The 21,438-nt window shown below is 33.9% G+C and carries 19 protein-coding genes; 5 read left to right on the forward strand and 14 right to left on the reverse strand.

The window, feature by feature from the left end:
• The 4 genes from C8P67_RS19940 to C8P67_RS19955 all read right to left on the reverse strand — a co-directional run bounded on the left by C8P67_RS19940 (nt 1) and on the right by C8P67_RS19955 (nt 4,510).
• Entirely contained in the window at nt 1-432 is a 432-nt protein-coding gene (locus C8P67_RS19940; RefSeq protein ID WP_115814951.1) for a response regulator, read from the reverse strand.
• Nucleotides 433-435: 3 nt separating this feature from the next.
• Nucleotides 436-1,878, reverse strand: a complete 1,443-nt coding sequence (locus tag C8P67_RS19945) for an ATP-binding protein (RefSeq protein ID WP_115814952.1) — start codon at nt 1,876-1,878, stop codon at nt 436-438.
• Between the two features lie 253 nt (nt 1,879-2,131).
• A complete protein-coding gene (locus tag C8P67_RS19950) occupies nt 2,132-2,530 on the reverse strand; it encodes a response regulator (RefSeq protein WP_115814953.1) in 399 nt (132 codons plus the stop codon).
• 255 nt (nt 2,531-2,785) lie between these two features.
• Entirely contained in the window at nt 2,786-4,510 is a 1,725-nt protein-coding gene (locus tag C8P67_RS19955) for an FAD/NAD(P)-binding protein (protein WP_115814954.1), read from the reverse strand.
• Nucleotides 4,511-4,985: 475 nt separating this feature from the next.
• Between C8P67_RS19955 and C8P67_RS19960 the strand changes: the two genes are divergently transcribed.
• The 3 genes from C8P67_RS19960 to C8P67_RS19970 all read left to right on the forward strand — a co-directional run bounded on the left by C8P67_RS19960 (nt 4,986) and on the right by C8P67_RS19970 (nt 9,327).
• On the forward strand, nt 4,986-5,441 hold the full coding sequence (locus C8P67_RS19960; RefSeq protein WP_115814955.1) for a hypothetical protein: 456 nt from the start codon (nt 4,986-4,988) through the stop codon (nt 5,439-5,441).
• Nucleotides 5,442-5,632: 191 nt separating this feature from the next.
• Nucleotides 5,633-8,881 carry a PAS domain S-box protein gene (locus C8P67_RS19965; protein ID WP_147298263.1) on the forward strand — a complete coding sequence of 1,083 codons (3,249 nt, stop codon included), beginning with the start codon at nt 5,633-5,635 and terminating at the stop codon, nt 8,879-8,881.
• 56 nt (nt 8,882-8,937) lie between these two features.
• Nucleotides 8,938-9,327 carry a response regulator gene (locus C8P67_RS19970; RefSeq protein ID WP_115814957.1) on the forward strand — a complete coding sequence of 130 codons (390 nt, stop codon included), beginning with the start codon at nt 8,938-8,940 and terminating at the stop codon, nt 9,325-9,327.
• A gap of 125 nt (nt 9,328-9,452) precedes the next feature.
• On the opposite strand, the gene C8P67_RS19975 is transcribed toward C8P67_RS19970, so the two are convergent.
• From C8P67_RS19975 to C8P67_RS20005, 7 genes are all read right to left on the reverse strand, one after another.
• The gene (locus tag C8P67_RS19975) at nt 9,453-10,124 is read right to left on the reverse strand and encodes an SRPBCC family protein (RefSeq protein WP_115814958.1); all 672 of its coding nucleotides are present in this window, start codon (nt 10,122-10,124) and stop codon (nt 9,453-9,455) included.
• Between the two features lie 46 nt (nt 10,125-10,170).
• Entirely contained in the window at nt 10,171-10,542 is a 372-nt protein-coding gene (locus C8P67_RS19980; RefSeq protein WP_115814959.1) for a hypothetical protein, read from the reverse strand.
• A 262-nt stretch (nt 10,543-10,804) separates the two neighbouring features.
• Complete coding sequence (locus C8P67_RS19985) at nt 10,805-11,341, reverse strand: hypothetical protein (protein ID WP_115814960.1); 537 nt, start codon at nt 11,339-11,341, stop codon at nt 10,805-10,807.
• Between the two features lie 263 nt (nt 11,342-11,604).
• Entirely contained in the window at nt 11,605-12,429 is an 825-nt protein-coding gene (locus C8P67_RS19990; RefSeq protein ID WP_115814961.1) for a M48 family metallopeptidase, read from the reverse strand.
• 138 nt (nt 12,430-12,567) lie between these two features.
• Complete coding sequence (locus C8P67_RS19995) at nt 12,568-14,601, reverse strand: DUF2264 domain-containing protein (protein ID WP_115814962.1); 2,034 nt, start codon at nt 14,599-14,601, stop codon at nt 12,568-12,570.
• A 201-nt stretch (nt 14,602-14,802) separates the two neighbouring features.
• Nucleotides 14,803-16,887 carry a M56 family metallopeptidase gene (locus tag C8P67_RS20000; RefSeq protein WP_115814963.1) on the reverse strand — a complete coding sequence of 695 codons (2,085 nt, stop codon included), beginning with the start codon at nt 16,885-16,887 and terminating at the stop codon, nt 14,803-14,805.
• Nucleotides 16,884-17,246, reverse strand: coding sequence for a BlaI/MecI/CopY family transcriptional regulator (locus C8P67_RS20005; RefSeq protein WP_115814964.1), 363 nt, complete (start codon nt 17,244-17,246; stop codon nt 16,884-16,886). The genes C8P67_RS20000 and C8P67_RS20005 overlap by 4 nt, the downstream gene beginning before the upstream one ends.
• A gap of 494 nt (nt 17,247-17,740) precedes the next feature.
• Between C8P67_RS20005 and C8P67_RS20010 the strand changes: the two genes are divergently transcribed.
• Nucleotides 17,741-18,886, forward strand: coding sequence for a transglutaminase domain-containing protein (locus tag C8P67_RS20010; protein WP_115814965.1), 1,146 nt, complete (start codon nt 17,741-17,743; stop codon nt 18,884-18,886).
• 72 nt (nt 18,887-18,958) lie between these two features.
• Nucleotides 18,959-19,558: an HD domain-containing protein gene (locus C8P67_RS20015; protein ID WP_115814966.1), complete on the forward strand. Its 600-nt coding sequence runs from the start codon at nt 18,959-18,961 to the stop codon at nt 19,556-19,558.
• 123 nt (nt 19,559-19,681) lie between these two features.
• On the opposite strand, the gene C8P67_RS20020 is transcribed toward C8P67_RS20015, so the two are convergent.
• From C8P67_RS20020 to C8P67_RS20030, 3 genes are read right to left on the reverse strand one after another with little or no spacing between them, the layout of a single operon-like run.
• Nucleotides 19,682-20,266, reverse strand: coding sequence for a chemotaxis protein CheB (locus C8P67_RS20020; protein ID WP_115814967.1), 585 nt, complete (start codon nt 20,264-20,266; stop codon nt 19,682-19,684).
• A complete protein-coding gene (locus C8P67_RS20025) occupies nt 20,248-21,057 on the reverse strand; it encodes a CheR family methyltransferase (RefSeq protein WP_115814968.1) in 810 nt (269 codons plus the stop codon). Before C8P67_RS20025 ends, C8P67_RS20020 begins: the two co-directional genes overlap by 19 nt.
• Complete coding sequence (locus C8P67_RS20030) at nt 21,054-21,428, reverse strand: response regulator (protein WP_115814969.1); 375 nt, start codon at nt 21,426-21,428, stop codon at nt 21,054-21,056. The genes C8P67_RS20025 and C8P67_RS20030 overlap by 4 nt, the downstream gene beginning before the upstream one ends.
• Between the last annotated feature and the right edge of the window lie 10 nt (nt 21,429-21,438).

Genomic DNA, 21,438 nt, shown 5'->3' on the forward strand with positions numbered 1-21,438 from the left:
TCAATTACTTTCGTTATTTAATATTTTCCTTAAATGAAACTGCACAAAAGCATCCATCGAATCTGACCGTTTGGTGTTTTCGGTATAGTTTAATGGCTTTATAATATATCCCGAGATTCCTAATTTTTCGGCCTGCGAACGATCGTTTACTTCGGAGGAAGTTGTCATAATAAAAACCTTTAACTCTTTAAAATCTTTATCTTCCCTAATCACTTTTAAAAATTCAATTCCATTCATTCTTGGCATGTTTATATCCAGCAGAATAACATCAGGAATGAGTCCAATATGAGGATCTCTCAGAATTTTTAAAGCTTCAATTCCATTAAAGGCTGTATAAAGCTCATATTCGCTTTCCAGCTTTTTTAAAGACCGCTCGACACTTATGATATCCAGAGCATCATCTTCTATGAGCAAAATTGTTGGTTTTTTCATAACTTAATTATTTTTCCAGCTAAATATAAATTCGGATCCCTTTTCGAGCTGTGATATCACAGTAATATGCTCCTGACGATCATCAATTATCTTTTTTACAATTGCTAATCCGACTCCGGTACTTTCTTCCTCATTCTGCTCGCGGAGGGTTTGAAATATTTCAAATATTTTTTGATGATATTCTTCGGCAATCCCAATTCCGTTATCTTTTACTGAAAACTCGTAATAGTTCTTAAAAGTTTTACAGCTTATCTGAATTAATCCATTTTCGTGCGGTGTATATTTTACGGCATTGCTTATCAGGTTTGTAAACACCTGTTCCAGTTTTATTCTTTCTGTACATAAAACAGGCAGACTCCCTATTTCAAGCTTAAAATTCCTGGGAACAATACTAGCCGCAATTTCATGAACCATAGCATTAGCATCGATGTTCTCTAAAGGAACATTTACATTCAGACGGGCATAATCCAAAAGACCGTTAATAAGTGCTTCCATACGCCTGGTTTTTTTCGGAATTATCTTCAAATATCTTTTAAGTTCTGGTGACAGCTCATTTTCCAAATCCTCTTCTATCCAGCTTACAACATTGTGAATACCACGGATTGGTGCCTTAAGATCGTGAGAAACAACGTAAGCAAACTTATTGAGTTCGGCATTCCTATTTTTTAATTCATGAATATTTTTATCAAGTTTTCCCGACATGCTGTTTAGTGAAGTTGCCAGGGCCGTGAGCTCATCGTTTCGGGTATCTTTTAAAACTGTAAAATTTCCTTTCGAAATATTTTCTGCAAGCCGGACCATTTCTGTAATTCTCCTTTTGGTAATATAAATAATAAAAATAGTGCTGAGAAGCCCCACAATAATAGTCATAGTGAGAAATACCAATGAATAAGTACGCGCATTCTGCAATGACAAAAGGAGCATATCTGTATGATGTTTTCTGCTTTTGTATTCTATTTTATCAAATCTAATAAAGATGCCCGCAATGGCGTCATTTATCTTCTTTCCAACATGTTTCTTAAGTGAGTTTTCGTAAATATTTTTATAGGAATCAGGTGCTTCCTTTTGGGCTTTTATTAATTGTTCTGAATAAACAAGCCAGTTTTTGTGCATTAAGCTTATCGAATCTAATAAGTAACGCTGTTTATTATCACCTCCTAAGAGCCGTTCCTGTTCTTTTAGCAATACAGGTACTTTTACAAGTCCTTTGTAGTAAGTGTCTAAAAATGTCTGATCATTTGTAAGCAGGTAACCCCGAAAGGCACTCTGCATTTCGATAATGGATTTATGAGTTTTATTTGAATTACGAATAATCTCCTCAGATCTTGCAAGAAACTGTGAATTAAGCGTAACTTTTTTCGACAGCATGTAATTAGTATATGAGTCCGCAATGGACAGCAAAATCACCAATGTAAACGCGAGAAGAATTTGATTTGATAATTTCATTCCATTTAAAATTCTATTTCACTATTAGGATTTTTCTATTATTTATTAAAAATAGAAAAAACATACTATTTTCTTAAAACCTTATGATAAAAAAATAAAACAGCCAATAACCTTTTATAACGGCATAAAAAACTATCTATTAATCATCAAAAACATATTTGCTTAAAATCTTTTTTAAGTCAATGAATTACCCCGAGGCAGAGCCATCGAGGTATCAAGCGGAAGAGAGTAAATTTTTAGTTTTATGAAAACCTTAGGTTTTCAAACTTTCCTCTTCAACCCCGAGGCAGAGCCTCGAGGAATTTAACTGATTAAAATTATTTGGCTTCGAAATAAAATCCAAAGCTCCATATTGTTTAGCTTCATAAATAATATCCTCTAGCTGTGATGTAGAAAAAATAATTACAGGAATCTCTCTCAGCCCGGTATCTTTCTTAATTTCTGTCAAAAACTCCAGTCCAGACATAGCCGGCATATTCAAATCCAGAAAAATAACGTCTGGCTCTATTTCTTTTTCAGCCAGCTTACGAAGCGCTTCTAAAGGATTATAAATAGCCGTATACTCTGCTGATGAAATTGCCTGTAATGCTTCCATAAATAATTCGCAATCATCTGAATCGTCATCAATCTGCAATATATTTCGATAAATCATATGTTTTAAATTTAAATCATTTTCCCATAAATTAAATACAGGACGATTTTATCTTAATTTAGTACAATATATAAAGTAAAAAAACGGAAACTTTATACTACAACTAAAAATAAAAGTAATTATCTACCTCAAATGTACTACTTTATTAATAGAACTTCTAGGGCGAAAAATAAATGATTACACTTTCATTTTATTAGCAGCAGTTTTGTCTAAATTATATTTGAATTTTAAAACAATTTTTATTGAGTTTTATATTTACTTTTCTTTCATCAAAATATTTCCGATTATAATTAATGAAGCTGCTTCGCAAAAATCGAGACCAGAATAATCTGGGTTTAAACCTCCTATGTAAGGAACTGCCATAATGTAAATTTTTTCGTTATAGGCTCCGTACTGATCAATTATCTGAAAATTATCATTGACAGCAATTCCTGAAACATTCAAATAATAGTTATCGTTCAGATCCTTTTCCATAGACAGATTCTCATCGGCTAAAGCTTTACTTCCTATTGCAGCAGATTTAAATTTTAATCTTGCTGGACTGACCGCCTTTTGCGCAAGCAGGCTTTTAAACGGAAAATCATCATACTGCAAATGGGGCTGACCGGCGCAGTCAACAAAAGTATTATAGAAAACAGCCTGTGCATTATCATTTTCATCTGAATATTCATAAACTGCACCACCTCCACTTTGGGGCTCTACCCGGCTATCGGAGCCAACAGCCACAATATCCAGCACACCAGCTTGGCGCAAAGCTAATAACTCGACACAGGATTTTTGCGGTACAAATGCAATTACAATCGATATGAGAGGCATCAATACTTTCTGTAATCGCTGCATATCTTCTGCCGAAAGATATTTTGCAGGATGATTCATTGCGAAACTCAGCACTGCCAGCATTTCTTTCCAGTAAATAGACTCTTGCCTTTTAATAGATTTTTCTGCTTGAATATATTCTGCTTTTAAAAGCTGGAATGGATCGAGACGTTCGCGCAGTTCCATCATTTCTTGTACAAATTCTTCAATGGATAAATTCTTTATTTTATCGTAAAAATCAGGATCTTTTTCACGAAAAATTTTGATGAAATTATTTTGAAAAAGAAAGTCAAGGGATAAAAATCCCTCATTGCTGTTTCGATGCTGATCTATTTCTTCCTCCGTAAGAAGAGAATTATTTTTAAGGTGTGAATCTTCCAAATGAAAACGTACCGCAGGAAACATGCCATTTCTGGAATGCAGGATCATTTTAAAGTCAGGGCATTCGGGATTAATCTGATAATTTAAATTGCCGTCAGCATCTTTCTGAAACGATCCATTATTTCTTGCAAGCGTTCGAACAGCATCAATAGCAGTAAGTGACGATCCTTTGATGGCAATGGTATGATTCAATTTTAATTTCAGTTTTGACGGCGGATAAGGTGAATCATAATATCCTTTTATTTTGCCTTCATGCCTCATTGGCCAATTGTGCCCGATACTTATGATTACGTAATCAAATTTTATTTTACCTTTCAAAGTTTCTGCCCATACCACTTTAGTCTGTTCGTCGAAAATAATGTCAGTAACATTTGTCTGGTAATGTATTCGTGTAGTAATTCCTTTAATTTCTGCTATTTCCTGCAGCAATTTAAATTGAGCAGAAAGATAATAGCCAAAAAGCAGCCGTGGCAATACTTTATATTCATTGAAATTTTCATAGTCAATACCAAATCTTTCCAATAAATCTGCTGGTATAGTCCGCATCCATTCTTGTATTGAACTCACCATATCCGGCGTTTCATTATCTGAAACATTGGTAATATGCTCATCATTTGCTCCATCACAGCTATAAGGCATACCTGAACCGAGCACATCTTTTTTTTCGAAAATATGAACTTCAAAATTGCTGTCACTTGACTCGAGCAATCTTTTATAAAGAAAAAGCCCGCTGGGTCCTCCTCCTATAATAGCAATACGCTTTCTTAGTTCATTTGTTTCCATATATGCCAAAACGCTATTAAGTAAATAATGCTTTCCCTTATTTAAATGGATGTTTTAATTCATAAAAAAACTGCAGTATAAAATAATGCTGCAGGTTTTAATCTAAATTTTCTCGTAAATTGACATTAAATCTCATTTATATCTTCTTCAGGGCATCGAAATTTATGGTATAATAAAGAAGTTTATCGGGCTTCTTTTTCTTCAGATAATGTTTTTTTCAATAATAATGTACCTATATAATTTCAAAAATACTCTACCTACATCGAAAGACCGTTACATAATTAATTACAAATGTTATAGAATTACCAGTAATACATACAATGATAATTATGTAATTATAAATCATAATTCTGTAAAGCATATTCTTGAAATGACTTTAATTTTGATTTAAAATATAAAAAGGAATTCTACTTTTCTGCATATCAGCGTATTTAAGTGAATCACAGAAACTAATATTAAATTTAAACTGCTAGTCATGAATTTTTATACATTGTTTCAACTTCTCATTGTTTCAATTGCAGCCACTTCAGCGATTACGCTTTTTCGCTATGCAATATCTGCGAGAGATAGAGAGATTTATAAAGAACCCTTATTACTAACTTATCTATTTTCTCAAGTAAAGCCCAAACTTTCGATTGGTTCAAAAAGAACTCTGGGATGGCTGCTGCATTTTAGCATTGGATTTGTTTGTGTGCTTTCATACCATTTGCTATGGAAATACAGAATTTTAGATTTATCAGTTATTGGCAGTTTGCTACTTGGTTTCATAAGCGGCGTAATTGGAGTCTTTAGTTTGTTCATTATGTTTAAAATCGCGAAATACACCCTTTCTATATATTCTAAAGATTATTATTTTCAAATGTTTATTGCCTATATAATTTTTGCTTTGTATGCCACAGTTATATATTACATTTTATCACCTATCTTTTAAAAGCAGAACCTTTTCAATATCTTAATTTACAATTATTGTAAGTAAAGAATAATAAAAAATTGCAACCCGACTATTGTCCTGCTGATCATAAAAAGCATTTCAATTTCTACTATTTTATTTATTAAATTTACAGTAATCATACAGCGTTATTTTAAAGCAGCAATAGTTTTACGTCATATAAAAAATTGATTTTGGATAACAAAAACAGCAGTACCGATTATTATTTCATTCAGAATGGTGGAAATTCAGCTGAAATCATTCGCTCTATTGATTGGTCCTTAAATCCGCTGGGCGTACCTGAAAACTGGCCAGATAATTTAAAAAACACGCTTTCAACGTTATTATCCGCTAAATTCCCAATGTTTCTGTTTTGGGGCGATGATTTAATTCAGTTTTACAATGATTCGTATCGCCCATCTCTTGGCAACGAAGGAAAACATCCTAAAGCTATGGGCCAAAAAGCAATTGAATGCTGGCCTGAAATATGGGATTTTATTTATCCCATAATCACGAAGGTTTTGACAACTGGCGAAAGTACTTGGTACGAAGATTTACTGCTTCCAATATTTCGTAATGGACAGCTTGAAAATGTATACTGGACCTTTAGCTACAGTCCTGTACATGATGATAACCGAAAAATTACCGGTGTTCTTGTTGTCTGTACAGAAACGACCGAAAAAGTAAATTATAGCCGAAAAATTGAAGAAAGCAAAAACGAATTAGAATTTGCAATTAATGCAGCAGAATTAGGAACTTTCGATCTAAATCCGCTTACCAATAGATTTTCTGCAAATGAAAGACTAAGAAACTGGCTGGGTATATTAGAGGAAGATGAAATTCAGCTGAATACTGCAATTAATGTCATTGCAGATACTGACAGGGTCCGAGTAGCAGAAGCAATAAATACGGCACTTCAATATGAATCCGGCGGAAAATACAATATAGATTTTTCTATTATCAATCCGAATACTAAAACTAAAATCACCGTACACGCTATTGGAAAAGCATGGTTCGACGATAACAAAACCGCCTATCGCCTTAATGGCACAGTTCAGGATATTACTGCTTCCAAAAAGGCTAATGAAGATCTCCTTAAATCCCGTCAGCTTACAGATCTTACTATAAAAACCATGGGATTGGGACTATTTAATACTGATCTTTCAGAAAACAGCGTCGATTATTCACCAGCATTATCAAAAATTATCACTGGTACGATAAAATATAATTTTTCCAGAGAAGATTTTTTAAAATACATTCACCCCGATGATTTATCACTGCGGACAGAATCAATAGAAAAAGGATTGGAAACAGGAGCTTTCTACTATACGCCACGAGTAATATGGGATGATGGCTCTATTCACCGAATTGCAATTTCGGCCACTAGAATAATTGATGATGAAGGCAAACCTGCTGCGTTTTCTGGAACTGTAGCAGATATAACTGAACAGGAAAGAAATCGTATCGCACTGGAACTTGCTGAATCCCGCTTGGAACAAACCAAAAGAGAAGCTGCCAATCTTTTTCAAAACGTGACAGACAGTTCACCAACAGGATTATGGCTTTCTGACAAAGAAGGCACATTAACCTATTTCAACAAAACACTGGTGGAGTTTACCGGAATTTCTTCCACAGATTTGCTAAATGGAGCCTGGTCATCTGTAATAATTGAAGAAGATAAAAAAAATGCCATCGTAACCTATGTTGAAGCCATTGAAAGAAGAGGCCATTATGATGTTTTATTCCGTGCAAAAAAAGGAACTGGTGAAATAATATGGTGCAGAGCCGCAGGCGACCCTTTCAATGATGAAAATGGAAACTATGCAGGGTATTCAGGATTCTGCATGGATATGGATGAAATTATCTCAGGAAGAAAGGCTCTTATAGAAAGCCAGGAACGCATCAGTCTGATGATTGAACATTCACCCGTTGCAATCTGCCTTTTTACAGGAGTGGAAATGAAAATCGAAATAGCCAATGATATTATGATCCGGTATTGGGGCAGAGATAAATCGCTTATAGGCCAATCTTTAGAAATTTGTATACCCGAATTAAAAGGACAGCCATATCTTAACATATTAAACGAGGTCTATATCACTGGAAAAACCTACCGCGGACAGGCGATACCCGTACAATTAAAAGTAAATGGTGCACTAAATACTTATTATTTTGATTTCGCCTATACGCCAATTAGGGATTCAAAAGGCGAAATTGGCAGTATAATGGCTATTGTCATTGATATTACCGATCAGGTTATTGCTTCTAAAAAACTGGAAGAAGCAAGAATAGCATTGGCCGGCGCAATTGAACTTGCTGAACTGGCAACTTGGAAACTGGATATTAATACCAATATAATTTTCTGTTCTACACGATTTTCCCATTGGCTTGGTCTTCCTGATCACAGTCCTCATAAAGACACCGTATTCCATTTAATTGCAGAGACTCATCGTCAAAAAGTAATTGATTCTATTAGCGAAATTACAAAGCCAGGGTCATCAGGCTACTATGAATCAGAATTTCCTATAATAAATGATATTTCCGGGCAAATAAGGATAATACGGGCAAATGCGCAGGTAATTTATTCAAAGAATGGAATTCCTGAGTCTCTTAGCGGGACTGCGCAAGATGTTACAGAAGAACGTGAATTGCAGGAAGAGTTAAAATTTAAGGTAAAGGAGCGAACTGCCGAATTACATTCGGCCAATGCCGAACTAGAAATCAATAATCAGGAACTACAGCAGTTTGCCTACATTGCTTCACATGATTTGCAGGAGCCTGTCAGGAAAATCACTGTTTTTTCCGAAATGCTTGAAAACTGCTTAGAAAAAGATCCTGCTAAAGCTAGAGTATACGTTAAAAAAATTACAGACTCCACCAAAAGAATGGAAAATCTTATTAAGGATGTTTTAGGGTTTTCACAGCTTTCCAATCCCTCCAGGAACTTTGAGCCAGTTGATCTCAATGATACTGTTCATGATATCCTGAATGATTTTGATTTAATTATAGAACAGAAAAATGCTGTAATAACCATTGAGACACTGCCTGTTATTGAGGCCATTCCACTGCAGATGTCGCAGCTGTTTGGCAATATTATTTCAAATGCCTTAAAATACAGCAAGGCAGCTATTTCGCCAAAAATAGATATTCTTGGAGACACGGTTTCTTTAAGTGAAAAAAAAGAATTTCTCCTTCACAAATCTATTGACTACGTAAAAATTACAGTTTCAGATAACGGTATCGGCTTTAATCAAAGTTATGCGGAGCAAATATTCAACATTTTTCAGAGGCTGCACGGAAAAGATGAATTTGCGGGAACTGGTATAGGGCTTGCTATGTGCCGTAAAATTATGCAGAATCATAATGGCATAATTTCGGCATCATCTCAGGAAGGAATTGGTACAATTTTCACCGTATTTATACCTGTAATACACCATAAAAATTAAAAATATTTTGAGAATAATATGTAAAAAACTTATATTTGTTTACCTATTATTTTTATATGAAAACAATTTTTTTAATTGATGATGACTCTGATGATCGCGAAATATTTGAAGAAACTTTATTATCACTTAATATTGACGTAAAATATGAAGATGCGAAAAATGGAGCAGAAGCATGGGAAAAATTAACTTCTGGCACTATAGACAAACCTGATTTAATTTTTCTGGATCTTAATATGCCTGTAATGGATGGCAGACAGTTTTTGAAACACTACAAACAGGATCAAAGTTTTAATGATATTCCTGTAATAATTTACACAACATCATCTAACGAAGCAGATAAAAATTTTGCTGTACAAAACAACACTTTATTTATGACGAAACAATACTCTATGTCTGCTCTCCGTGCCGATTTACAGGAAGTAATTAAAAAATTCCTGAAACTTTAATTTTGATAGATAATTTTATTTGGCTTGACCAATAGAATTAAACACCACTGAAATTTAACTCATTAATCTAAAAAAGCCTGCAATACTTGAAATATTGCAGGCTTTTTATATTAAAAGTCAAGATCTTATTTATGTCCAGACTCCAAATATTGTTTTAAATTGAGAATATCATCATTTACTATTTTCTCAAAATATGGATTTAATAGTTTGGCTGCACTTTCGCCCGCAACGCCTAATGGAGCGCGATAGGAAATTGTAACTTCCAGCTCTGTCGCTTTTCCCTTAGGTTTAAAAATAACTTTTCCGGCATTGTCAATAGACGAGTCCAGCAAAGATTTCCAGCTTAGAATTTTCTCCTTTTCATCTTTTATAATTTCTGCTTTCCATACCAGTCTGCCAATTCCAGCTGGCCCTTTAGCTGTCCATTCTGATATTGTATGATTTATAGATTTAACAGACTGTAAATGATTCATAAATTTGGGAAGATTTTCCAGATTTCTCCAAAAAGCATACACCTCACTTATAGATTTATTTATTACAGTATTTACCCTGATATTTACATTATGAACTTTAGCATTTTTAAGATGATCTACTGCATCATAAACAGGGCAATATCCACTCAGTCCTCTTAAAAGCATTGCGCCGCCAACACCGCTTTGAGTAAGGCTCTTATCTTTTTGACTTAAACCATTGTATAAAATATATGCGCCGCTTGCAATCATTACTATTCGTTCTAGCGCTGATACATTATTCTTTGTTTTTAAAAATTGTAACGGAGATTGTGTTATTAATTCCATGATATTTAATTATTATTGTTATTACTTAAAATCTGTAAGATCACTGTTATTGATTATCAATCCTGCGATTGCTATCATTTTCAATTTGATTATTATTATCCTGAATGGAAACTTCATCATTAATAATATTTCCATTTTTCACAATCAGATCTTCATCAGGCTGTAATTCATCTTCGGATATGTCTAATTTTTTCTGCTCTTGTTCACTTTCCTTTTCTAGTAATTTTTCAGTATATCCGGTGTTCGAATTATTTTGATCATCAGTATAATCAGAGTCTGTTTTGTTATTCTCATTTACAGATTCATTATCATAATTGATTTCATCACCACTTTCTTCCCTGCTGTTAATACATTGAAAATTATTTTGTTCTGTATTAACACCTTTCAGATTTTGATTTTCGTCTCTTTCAGTATCCATTTTTATATTATTTTGAAATTAATATTTAATTTATGTTCAACTAATAAAGAAATTATAGAGCTTTTAAAGCTTTCCATTCACTGTATCCTAACTGCTTAAACAAACTTTAATATTCAGCAGATGATAATTGTTCTAAATCTGTAGATTTTAATAGTAATGGAAAAATTACAGATGGAAATAAAATGCACATTAGATGAGATCGAATAAATATTGAATAGGCTGCCATAATTGATAAAATGGCAGCCATTTTTTCCTAAAATGTTTAAACTTTACGATTTATCCAATCATCATCCAACTCAGATTTTTCATCTTCCCCTTCGTAATTGGTTTCATCGTCTTCTTCATCTTCTAAATCACTTTCATCATCCAGATCTGGATCATAAATGGGAGGTTCATCATTCAAATCCGGTTCATTAAAAACTTCATCAAAATCACTTTCGTCATTTAAATCCTCATCATCCTCATCAATTTCCTCGTCCAGATCAGCGCCACTGTCTCCTTCTAAATTTTCATCCGCATTATAATTAGAATTTAAATTAGAATCATCTGAGCTGTAATTACTTCTGCGGTCCGAATTATTATCATATTCATCTTCGATGCCATCTGGATGTATGCTCGAGTCATTAGCTGAATATCCATTTGAATTATCATTATTAAACTCTTCAAACTGTTCTGGATTTTTTTGATAATCCTGATTGGGATCATCATTTAACTTTGATTTTTCAAAATCGGTAGTTCTTGGCGCATCTTGGTAATCATGAACATCCTGATCATAATTACGATTTTTATTATCTTCCATCTTTATTTTGTTTATTAGATTACTATTTATTATTTCAAAAGTAAAGAGAAAGACTTCTAATTTTTTATACAATTAAAAAAGGTAATTACATAATTTACAGCAGTATATATCTGGATTTACAAAGTACTTTTTTCAGATAAACTATTTAAATTTTAAATAATAATTAAATATGGGAATGAAGAGATAAAAGTTTTTTTTACCTAATAAAAAAGGAGATAATCAGCGTGATTATCTCCTTTTGAAGTATGATTTCAGATTAAAACCTATTTAAAAACTACACCGAATTTTTTAGCCTCAGCTTTAGCTTCTGGAATTAGTCTTTTTATATTAGTAATTCTCGTTGCATCCGCAGGGTGAGTACTCATAAATTCAGGAGGTTTAGTACCACCGCTGTTTGATGCCATTCTTTCCCAAAATGCCAATGCATATTCAGGATTGTAACCCGCAATTGCCATAAGTGTTAATCCTATTTTATCAGCTTCATTTTCATAGCTTCTGCTAAATGGAAGCATAACTCCTACCTGAGAACCTATTCCATAATACTGCTGCCACATTTGCTGCTGTTCGGCACTTTTATTTCCTGTTGCTACAGCAACTCCTACCGCACCAAGTTCCTGCAGCTGTCCGGCACTCATTCTTTGCGCACCATGATTTGCCAAAGCATGCGATACTTCATGTCCCATAACTGTTGCTAATCCTGCATCATCTTTGGTAATTGGCAAAATCCCGGAATATACTACAATTTTCCCTCCCGGCATACACCAAGCATTAACTTCCTTGCCTTCGACCAGCTTATATTCCCATTGATAGCCGTTCAAATAATCCGAATATCCATTGGCTTTTAACCAGCGTTCAGCTGCCGATTTGATTTTTACACCAACATTTTCAACACGTTTCGCATCTGGTGTACCGACAATAACTTTATTCTCTTTTAGAAAAGTTCCATATTGCTGGAATGAAGACGGAAACAACTGGCTGTTAGATACAAAATTTAAGCTCTTTTTTCCAGTAAACGGATTTTGGGCGCATGATAAAACCAGCGCTATTATACAAATCGCAGCTCCTAGTAATGATACGTACTTTTTCATAAATAAAATTTAAGATATTTAAACAAAATTACAGTGAATTAGGCTGATTAAATTTACAAAATAAAATCAAAAAGTATCAATATTTTTAGGCTGTCAATTGTCTTCTTTAATCTTACTTAGAAACTTAATCTTCTCTTTTTAATTCTTCACAATAGTTTTTGTTTCTCCATTTGAAAAAAGAACCGAGTACTGATCGTCTTTTTCAGAATAGCTGATGTTTTTAACAGGCATCAATTCTTTATCTGTAAACTTTTCTCCAGATTTTTTCCATAACATCAACGCTGCATAAACATCAGACTGCGCTTTTTTTGGAACAAAACTATTGACAGCATTAATCACCTTGCTGTTTACTGCTTCGGGATGCAGGTTTTTAGCAGCCACTACTTCTGTTTTATCCCAGCCCAGCAGCGGAATCATGGCCAGCTGATATTTTCCATTATCAATAATTGTGACATTATATCCTTTTACTTTTCTGTTTATGGTTAAAATTTCCTTGTTCAATTGTGGCAGGGCATAATGTCCTAACCGCACTTCTGCAGCATCTGTACTGCTGTTTCTGTCTATTCTTAAAATTCCGTTTGGCAAAGGAATATCTGCCAGATTCATTTTAATATTTTCATTGGTTTCAAGAACTGCATCTCGATAGTATATGCCATTTTCAAACTTCTTGAATGTAAACAGACGCAGCGGTTCCCATTCTCCTGCTTTATTTTTAAAAACATAATTCATTGCAACTTCACCATTTTTACCATCTGCCTGCCAGAGAAAAGCACTGTTATAAGACAGGCGGTTGTAATTTTCTGTCGATCTGAATCCCTGCCAGTCATCTTTTTTCTTTTCATGGCACCAAGCCCGAACTTCTGAAGCACCTATTGCCGGATAATCAGTAATCAAGATTTTAGAACCATTTTCAAATTTATTATAAACCTGATCTTTTTTAAACTCCGTTTCCCATGCGCCTTCATTTTCTTTTGCTGTCCAGAAAGGGCTGTCATCCGGAACTAAAAGCCCCAAAAAAGCTTTCCCCATCCAATAAACGCTTCCTCTGCAGCTATAGTTTTGCACCGCTGGCTCAAAAGCACCATAAAAACCTAAGGTTGGCACATTATCTTTCATAAAATCGGGATGCTGCAAAAACTGCTTAATAACTCCCGATGAGATTCTTCTCATCCAGCCGTAATTTACTTTAGGATCATTTTCAAATCCCATCAGCGGAAAAGGAATTATCGATCCTATTCTATAACTGATGCTTCTCCCCCACATAACCATTTTACCATCACGGCTAAAGAGGTAAGGATAATTGGCTTTTAAATCATTAAAATTAGCTTTAAACTGTAAAGCAATTTCAGGATAATATTTGTTTCCAAAATATTCTGACCATACAGCTCCATACATCTGGAAAGCCCACATGCTGTAATAATCATAAGCAGGACTGTCATTATACCAGCCTTCACCTCTATAATGACCTAATGATTTCTGCAGATATTCAACTAATAATTTTTCATTCACCTGATAACCATGCTCTTTGAAAAAACTTAAAATAAAAATATTAAAGAACTTCCAATTAGAATCTACAGTTGGACCGTCTCCATAACTAAGCATAGATTTAGCTAATGCATCTTTCTGTTCTTGTGGCAGAGGATTCCATAAAACTTCTGGATTTGTAAGTAAGGACAATGACAATGCCCCAAACTCAACTAAGTTTTGATTAGGTCCGCCGTCTTTTGCTCTTGGAACAATATAAGAAGGGCTGCTCGGATCAATTAATTTTCCTATTTGATACCTGTAATAATCACCCACCTTGATGTTATTAATTACCAAATTAGGATTCTCTTTTAAGAGCGGAGAGGCAATAAATAAGGTTCTGCAGAGTCCCTCCAGTTTTTCTGTTGGAACCCTTGATTCATCCTGCGGATAGCTCACGCCCGGCTGTTTCGGAAACTTCATAGGATCATCCAAGGTATGGATATAACTGAAAGCTCCTTTTAATAAATACAATGCAGCATCTTTCCAATGCTGTTTGGTCATCCCTGTATAAGGACTTACAGCAAAATCAGGATTGCTGATTTCAAAAATGTTATTTTGAGCTTTGTTCTGGAATTTTTCCTGCTGTTGCGCCGATGCTGTCAGACAAATCAGGAACATGTATATTGATAATGATCTTTTCTTCATATTGTATTAAAAAAGTTAGCATATTTACTTCTGTAAAAATAAAGCATATACTTATGATTTAATATTTTTTTTGAAAATAGAATAAATATCTGAACAAATTATTTTGCAAAAAACAAAAACCCAAACCGAATATCGGTTTGGGTTTTTGCTCACATTTTAGTCTTACAGCCTGATTGTTTTTTAGAATAACTGAATTTTTTCTTAATTAATGCCTACAACGGCTTTCAATTCTATATACTTTTCAAGAGTTTTAAAGTTATGTCCCTTTTCTTTCATAGACTTAATAAAGCTTGGCGAAACTCCCATTGCTCTGGCACCAATGATATTGTCTATATCCAGATCATTAAACCCTAACGCTTGATATTCGGCAATCATTTCAGCAGTTATGTTTTGAGATTTCAACGCAAAGACATCATCCGGTTTAAGATTTTTATAGCCTATCTTTTCAAATTCGGCTATATATTTTGGAGTAATGTTCATCGATTTTAAGGCTAATAAATCATCAGGCTTGAGATTGCTGTAACCTACTTTTCCAAACTCATCTATAAATGCTGGAGTAATATTCATCGATTTAAAAGATATAAGATCATCGTTCGAAAGATTATTATATCCTAGGGCTTTAAAAGAATCAATAAATTTTTTATCAATATCCATCGATTTAAATGCTATGATATTGTCTCCGGTTTCATCATTGTCATTACCAATGGTCGAATTATGAAAATCGGTAATGAATTTGCCGTTAATACCTTGAGACTTTAATGCAATAATATTATCGGCCGAAATGTTTTTGTAACCAGCCTGACGTATCTCATCGATAAAAGCTTTATCTATTCCCATAGATTTAAAAGGAATCAAATCTTCCAGATCAAAATCAGGAATTCCTGCCTGTTTCATTGAAGCAACATAATTTTCATTTACATCCAATGATACCAAAGGAATCAATTGATCTTTGTCAATATCCTTGTAACCATTTTTCTTCAGCATTTTTACATACGAAGTTTTTACATTTACCATAAAGAAAACCATAAGATCACTTTCATCCGAAACGGTAACTCCTTCTTTAGCCAAATCTTTAACAAAGTTTTTATCAGACGTAAATTTATAAGTTCCCATTCCGTTGTTTCCTTCAAATTTTCCTTCGAAATGCATGATTCCTGCTTCTCTGCTTAAGGTAAATTCGCCTTTCATGTCCTTTGTAAATCCTTTTAATTCACTCAGCTGAAAAGTAGATGAAGAATTATTGTCCTCACCGCTTTTAAACTGAATATTCACCATATTTCCTTTGATAACTGCAAACCAGCTTCCTTCGGTATCCATTCCGTTTTGAATGTTTGACTGCTCATTTGGCTTGTCGTTAAAATTTAGATTCTGACTCTGCGCTGCCGGCTGATTAAAAAGGCAGACAAACAAAATCAATACAGGCAGCAGGAAAAAATATTTCCATGCGGTGTGTACGCTTGATTTTTTTGAATTCATCATGATGATTCGTTTTTTGATTAATGATTGATTATAATTAGTTGTAAGACTCAACGGGAAATGGGGCGCCGCTACTTTGAGCAGGCTGAACTGATAATTCTCTTTTTCAACAGTGTCCTGCTGAAGCATTTTATCATCAGTCAAAAATTCTAGATTACTCTCCAATGCTTTTCGCCATTGCCATGCAAAAGGATTAAACCACTGAAAAACAAGAACAATTTCGGCAAGCAATAAATCGATAGTATGTTTCTGCTCAATATGAATTTTTTCGTGCAGCAAAATCTGGCTGTAGGTCTCCCATTCGTATTTTTCGGGATTGATAAAGATATTATTAGCAAATGAACAAGGGGCTTTGTCACCTGTGATTTCGACAATCCGGAACTTCCCATCCTGAATCGCCGATAACGAATACGCTCTATATAATAACACAGTAGCCTGCATCAAAAAGTTAAGTGCAAAAATGATAACACCAAACCAATACAAATACACGAGCCATTGCAGTAACAAATCCAGATCGAATATTTGTTTTGTCTGCTCTGCAACAACTTCCTGAACAGGCGGTGATTGTAACTGAGCAGTTTTAATTTTGTCAACCGCCACTTTTTTTACAGGAATATGTTCTGCTGCGACATCCTTTCTTAAGGATAATTCATGAGGAACCGGAAGCAGCGGCAGAATAAATGCCAAAATCATGCAGCTAAGCAGAACAAACCTATTAAGGCGAAAGAACGTTTCTTTTTGCAGCAACAGCTTATAAAACAGAAGGCATGCAGAAAGAATGAGGGCTGTGTACAAAATATAAGGTATCATACTTTATCTTTTTTAATGATGTTTACTATCTCATCCAATTCATTTTCGGTAAGCTTTTGTTCTTTTGCAAAAAAAGCAAGCATTCTAGGATACGAATTGTCAAAATACTGGCTGACGATATCCTTCAGCGCAAACTGCTGATACTCTTCCCTGCTTATTACCGGAAAAAAACAATGCATATTCCCAGTAGTTTCAAAATTCAAAAAACCCTTTTCCGCCAATATCTTTACAATTGTCGCCACACTATTGTAATGCGGTTTCGGATCTGGCAGCAGTGGAATAATATCTCTAATAAAAGCTTTATTCAAATCCCAAAAGACCTGCATAATCTGTTCTTCCCTTTTCGCTAATTTTATCATAGTATAAAAATCTTTTGACAAATATAACTACTAATTAATTAGTAGCAAAACTAATTGATTAATATTTTAACTAATTCTTTAGTGGAGGTACTAATTCTTTAATAATACAGTTTGGAAATTAAGTGTGGTTAGGCTGCCTAAACAGGCTATCCACTGCAAGTCCGCAGTCATCGCCCAAAAAAACATAAACCCAAAACGAGCTTCCTTCGGTCGCTGTTTTGGGTTTTGTTTTTTAAGGACATTGCCTTTGCGGGCTTTCCGCTACTATCCTTGGCAGAAAGCGGAAACATTTCATAAAGAAATCTGTTTTATATTCAATAAATCAAAAGTTATTTTTAATGATTTCTAAGAGTAACTTACTATATTTGAAGAGCAGAACAGTGACGTAAAACCTTTACAAATCGTTTCAAAAAGAGGAAGTAAATCAACCAAAGTTGTTGTTCGTAAAATAAAGCAATTCAAACAGAAACGCGAAAACAAAAAATAAATAAACTATGAAAATTAAAAGCACATTTATTGCAATTATCTGTATTGTCTGTCAATTAACATATGCCCAAGAAAAGATTCCCGTAATAAAATCGACTTCGAAAAAAATTGATATTCGAGACGGAAAAAATTTAAGCATACAAAATTGGACAATTTCTCCAGAACTAAATCCTGATGTTTACGAAACGAGTTCTTTGGGCCAAAAAGTGACTTTCATAACTGATAAAGATTCAATAGGTATAAAAATAAAAAAAGACACGAAATTTGACTTTATAATTCTGCTAAACGATTCAATAAAGGCAAAGACCCAAATAAGTTATAAAAGTGTACCCAACTATTTAGAAAAACTGAAAGGAGCCCGTAAATACAATCTTTCTGATAGCAGATTTATACCAAACTTCAGTTATCAATCGATGGAAAATCCTAATCTCGTTAAAGTTAGAAAAGATTTAAAATTAGATTCTATTGCAGGAAAAGGAAATGAAGTATCACAAATCCTTAATTTACTGCATTGGGTTCACAACATAGTTAGACATGATGGAGGCAGTAATAATCCAACATTAAAAAATGCTATCGATTTAATCAAAATCTGTAAAACCGAAAATCGAGGTATTAACTGCAGAATGATGGCAACTATTCTTAATGAATGTTATTTATCGATGGGTATAAAATCAAGATACATAACCTGTATGCCAAAAGAGACCGAATTTGATGATTGTCACGTTATAAATATGGTCTATAGCAATGACTTGAAAAAATGGATTTGGGTTGACCCTACATTTGATGCTTATGTTATGGACGAAAAAGGAGAATTACTAGGACTTGCTGAAGTTCGGGAGAGATTAATAAACGGAAAAACACTAATCTTAAACCCAGAAGCAAATTGGAATAAACAGAATTCGCAAACCAAAGAGTATTATTTAGAAACGTATATGGCAAAAAATTTATACCGAATGAAAACACCATTAGTAAGTGAATACGATTCTGAAACTTCGAAAAAAGGAAAAGAAATCACTTACGTTGAACTCCTGCCATTGGATGGAATTGAACAAACTCCACAAAAGAAAGAGGAATACAATACTGCAACAGCTGTAAAAACAACAAACTACAAAACAAATAATCCGAATTTATTTTGGACTGCACCCGAAAAATAATAATTCAATTTCATTGAATAAATTAAAATGACGATAAATAAATAGATAATAAAAACAGTACATCTTAAACAAATGAAAACAGACAATCTATTACAGCAGATCAATTTTATCAAAGAAATAGACAAGGTCAAATACATTCAGCGCAAAACAAAATTATTCAATAGTGACAGAAACGAAAATGATGCAGAACATAGCTGGCACTTAGCTATGATGACCATTGTTCTAGCAGAACATTCGGATGTTCCGGTTGACATTTTAAAAGTTCTGAAAATGGTTTTAATACACGATATTGTCGAAATTGATGCTGGCGACACATTTATTTATGACACTGCCAAAAGCCATTCCAATACAGACGAAGAGAGAATAGCAGCAAATCGAATTTTCGGTCTGCTTCCTAAAGAGCAGGCAGACGAATTTATTTCGATTTGGGAAGAATTCGAAAGCGGACAAACTAACGAAGCTAAATTTGCTAAAACAATGGACAGACTGGAACCGTTGCTCCAAAATGTTTCAAACAATGGCGGAACCTGGAAGGAATTTGATGTACCTTATGATAAAGTTTATGACAAAAAGAAAGTAATAAAGGATGGATCAGCTGCAATATGGGATTATGCAGAAAAGATAATAAACGAGAGCGTTGAGAAAGGTATTTTAAAGAAGACGTCCAAATAAAAAAAATCTTATTAAATACAAAGACCAAAATCTGATTTAAAAAAACTGCGGTATAAATTAATTTTGAAAAAAAATATAATAAACTGATACAGTTTAAATTAACAAAAGATTAATTCTATGATTTTAATTATTGATGGAAAGTATAAAATTTAATATCTCCTGAGTATTCAAAATATAATCCGGAGTTGTATTTAGAATGGCATTATTAGGCATAAAAGGCATTTCTGCAGATGCTGGATCTTGAATAATAATGGTCCCTCCTGCTTTTTGAATTGCTTTTATTCCTTCTGTTCCATCGGCATTAGAGCCAGACAGCAAAATGCCAACTAAATTTTTGCCGTAAACTTCTGCAGCAGATTCAAAAGATACATCAATGCTGGGTCTGCTGTAATTCACCTTTTCAGAAGTATCGAGTGCAAGCGTATCATTGTTTTCAAATAACAAATGATAATTTGATGGTGCAACGTACAGGAATCCTGGTAAAAAAGAAACTTTGTCTTCTATGATCCTGACTGGTATTTTTGTTTTTATTTTTATTAATCCCTCTAAAGTCTGATCATCTCCTCCTCTTCTGTGAAGCACAATTACCAAGGCAAATGAATCAATTCTTGGAATAGCAGGCAATATATCCATTAAAGCATGTAAACTTCCGGCAGATCCTCCAATGATTACAACTTTGCAGTCTGATATTACTTTACTTTCTGCCATACTTTCTCTTTTTCTAATTGTTTGTACTTGCCGGAAGCTATAGAATATTTTATGGTTTCTTTTGTTCCCAAAGCCAAAAAACCTAACACAGACAGGCTTTCGTCAAATAAACTGATAGCTCTCTTCTGCAGATCATTATCGAAATAAATTAAAACATTGCGGCATAAAATCATATCAAATTCATTAAAAGAATGATCAGACACTAAATTATGCTGTGAAAAGACCATTTTTGCTGTTAGATCCTGATTAAACTTTACATTCCCATAATTTGCAATATAATAGTTTGAAAAATCCTGCTGACCGCCGGAATCTCGATAGTTATCTGAATATTCTTTCATCATACGCAAAGGGAAAATACCTTTTTTCGCAGTTTCTAAAACCTTCGAATTAATATCGGTAGCATATATCAATGATCTGTCAAGCAGTCCAGCTTCTTTTAATAAAATTGCCATCGAATATACTTCTTCGCCAGTAGAACATCCTGCATGCCACAATCGGATAAATGGTTTTGTTGCCAAAACAGGCAAAATTTCATTACGGACAATTTTATAGAAAGAAGGATCGCGGAACATTTCGGTTACATTGACCGTAATTTCATCAACAACCCTTTTATAATATTCGGGATCGTATTTAACTTTTGATAAAAAATCATAAAAATTAGTGAAACCATCCAAAAGAAATATTCTAGTTACGCGTCTTTTTAGTGAAGCTTTGGAATAGCTTCCAAAATCAAAACCATAATATTCGTATACGTCATTAATAAAAGTTTCCAGTTCAATATCTGCTATCATACTATATCAATTTTGGATAATACCTGAAGTAATTTATCCACATCAACAGGTTTTGAAATATATTCATCGGCTCCGGCCGCAATACATTTTTCTTTATCACCTGTCATAGCCTGAGCGGTTATCGCTACAATTAATACTGAATTTCGCGACGGTATTTTTTTTATCAGCGGAATGGCTTCATAACCGTCCATTTCCGGCATCATCATATCTATTAAAACAGCATCAATTATTTCGTCGGTCTTTAATAATTTCAAACCCTCTTCTGCACTTAAACAGGATAAACATTCAAATGATTTTGCCCGCAGTGTGTTTACCAAAGCAAAAATATTTCTTGAATCGTCATCAATAATTAAGAGTTTTCTTTTAGTCATAATCTGAATC

It is taken from the genome of Flavobacterium aquicola, from assembly GCF_003385115.1.
Taxonomy (GTDB): Bacteria; Bacteroidota; Bacteroidia; order Flavobacteriales; family Flavobacteriaceae; genus Flavobacterium; species Flavobacterium aquicola.

Excerpts from the sequence above, each read along its gene's own strand:
- C8P67_RS20020 (WP_115814967.1), bottom strand. The coding sequence starts at position 20,266 with ATGGCAGAAAGTAAAGTAATATCAGACTGCAAAGTTGTAATCATTGGA.
- C8P67_RS19980 (WP_115814959.1), bottom strand. The coding sequence starts at position 10,542 with ATGGATACTGAAAGAGACGAAAATCAAAATCTGAAAGGTGTTAATACA.
- C8P67_RS20005 (WP_115814964.1), bottom strand. The coding sequence starts at position 17,246 with ATGATAAAATTAGCGAAAAGGGAAGAACAGATTATGCAGGTCTTTTGG.
- C8P67_RS19940 (WP_115814951.1), bottom strand. The coding sequence starts at position 432 with ATGAAAAAACCAACAATTTTGCTCATAGAAGATGATGCTCTGGATATC.
- C8P67_RS19960 (WP_115814955.1), top strand. The coding sequence starts at position 4,986 with ATGAATTTTTATACATTGTTTCAACTTCTCATTGTTTCAATTGCAGCC.
- C8P67_RS19970 (WP_115814957.1), top strand. The coding sequence starts at position 8,938 with ATGAAAACAATTTTTTTAATTGATGATGACTCTGATGATCGCGAAATA.
- C8P67_RS19945 (WP_115814952.1), bottom strand. The coding sequence starts at position 1,878 with ATGAAATTATCAAATCAAATTCTTCTCGCGTTTACATTGGTGATTTTG.
- C8P67_RS19985 (WP_115814960.1), bottom strand. The coding sequence starts at position 11,341 with ATGGAAGATAATAAAAATCGTAATTATGATCAGGATGTTCATGATTAC.
- C8P67_RS20000 (WP_115814963.1), bottom strand. The coding sequence starts at position 16,887 with ATGATACCTTATATTTTGTACACAGCCCTCATTCTTTCTGCATGCCTT.
- C8P67_RS19990 (WP_115814961.1), bottom strand. The coding sequence starts at position 12,429 with ATGAAAAAGTACGTATCATTACTAGGAGCTGCGATTTGTATAATAGCG.
- C8P67_RS20025 (WP_115814968.1), bottom strand. The coding sequence starts at position 21,057 with ATGATAGCAGATATTGAACTGGAAACTTTTATTAATGACGTATACGAA.
- C8P67_RS19955 (WP_115814954.1), bottom strand. The coding sequence starts at position 4,510 with ATGGAAACAAATGAACTAAGAAAGCGTATTGCTATTATAGGAGGAGGA.
- C8P67_RS19975 (WP_115814958.1), bottom strand. The coding sequence starts at position 10,124 with ATGGAATTAATAACACAATCTCCGTTACAATTTTTAAAAACAAAGAAT.
- C8P67_RS20010 (WP_115814965.1), top strand. The coding sequence starts at position 17,741 with ATGAAAATTAAAAGCACATTTATTGCAATTATCTGTATTGTCTGTCAA.
- C8P67_RS19995 (WP_115814962.1), bottom strand. The coding sequence starts at position 14,601 with ATGAAGAAAAGATCATTATCAATATACATGTTCCTGATTTGTCTGACA.
- C8P67_RS20030 (WP_115814969.1), bottom strand. The coding sequence starts at position 21,428 with ATGACTAAAAGAAAACTCTTAATTATTGATGACGATTCAAGAAATATT.
- C8P67_RS19950 (WP_115814953.1), bottom strand. The coding sequence starts at position 2,530 with ATGATTTATCGAAATATATTGCAGATTGATGACGATTCAGATGATTGC.
- C8P67_RS20015 (WP_115814966.1), top strand. The coding sequence starts at position 18,959 with ATGAAAACAGACAATCTATTACAGCAGATCAATTTTATCAAAGAAATA.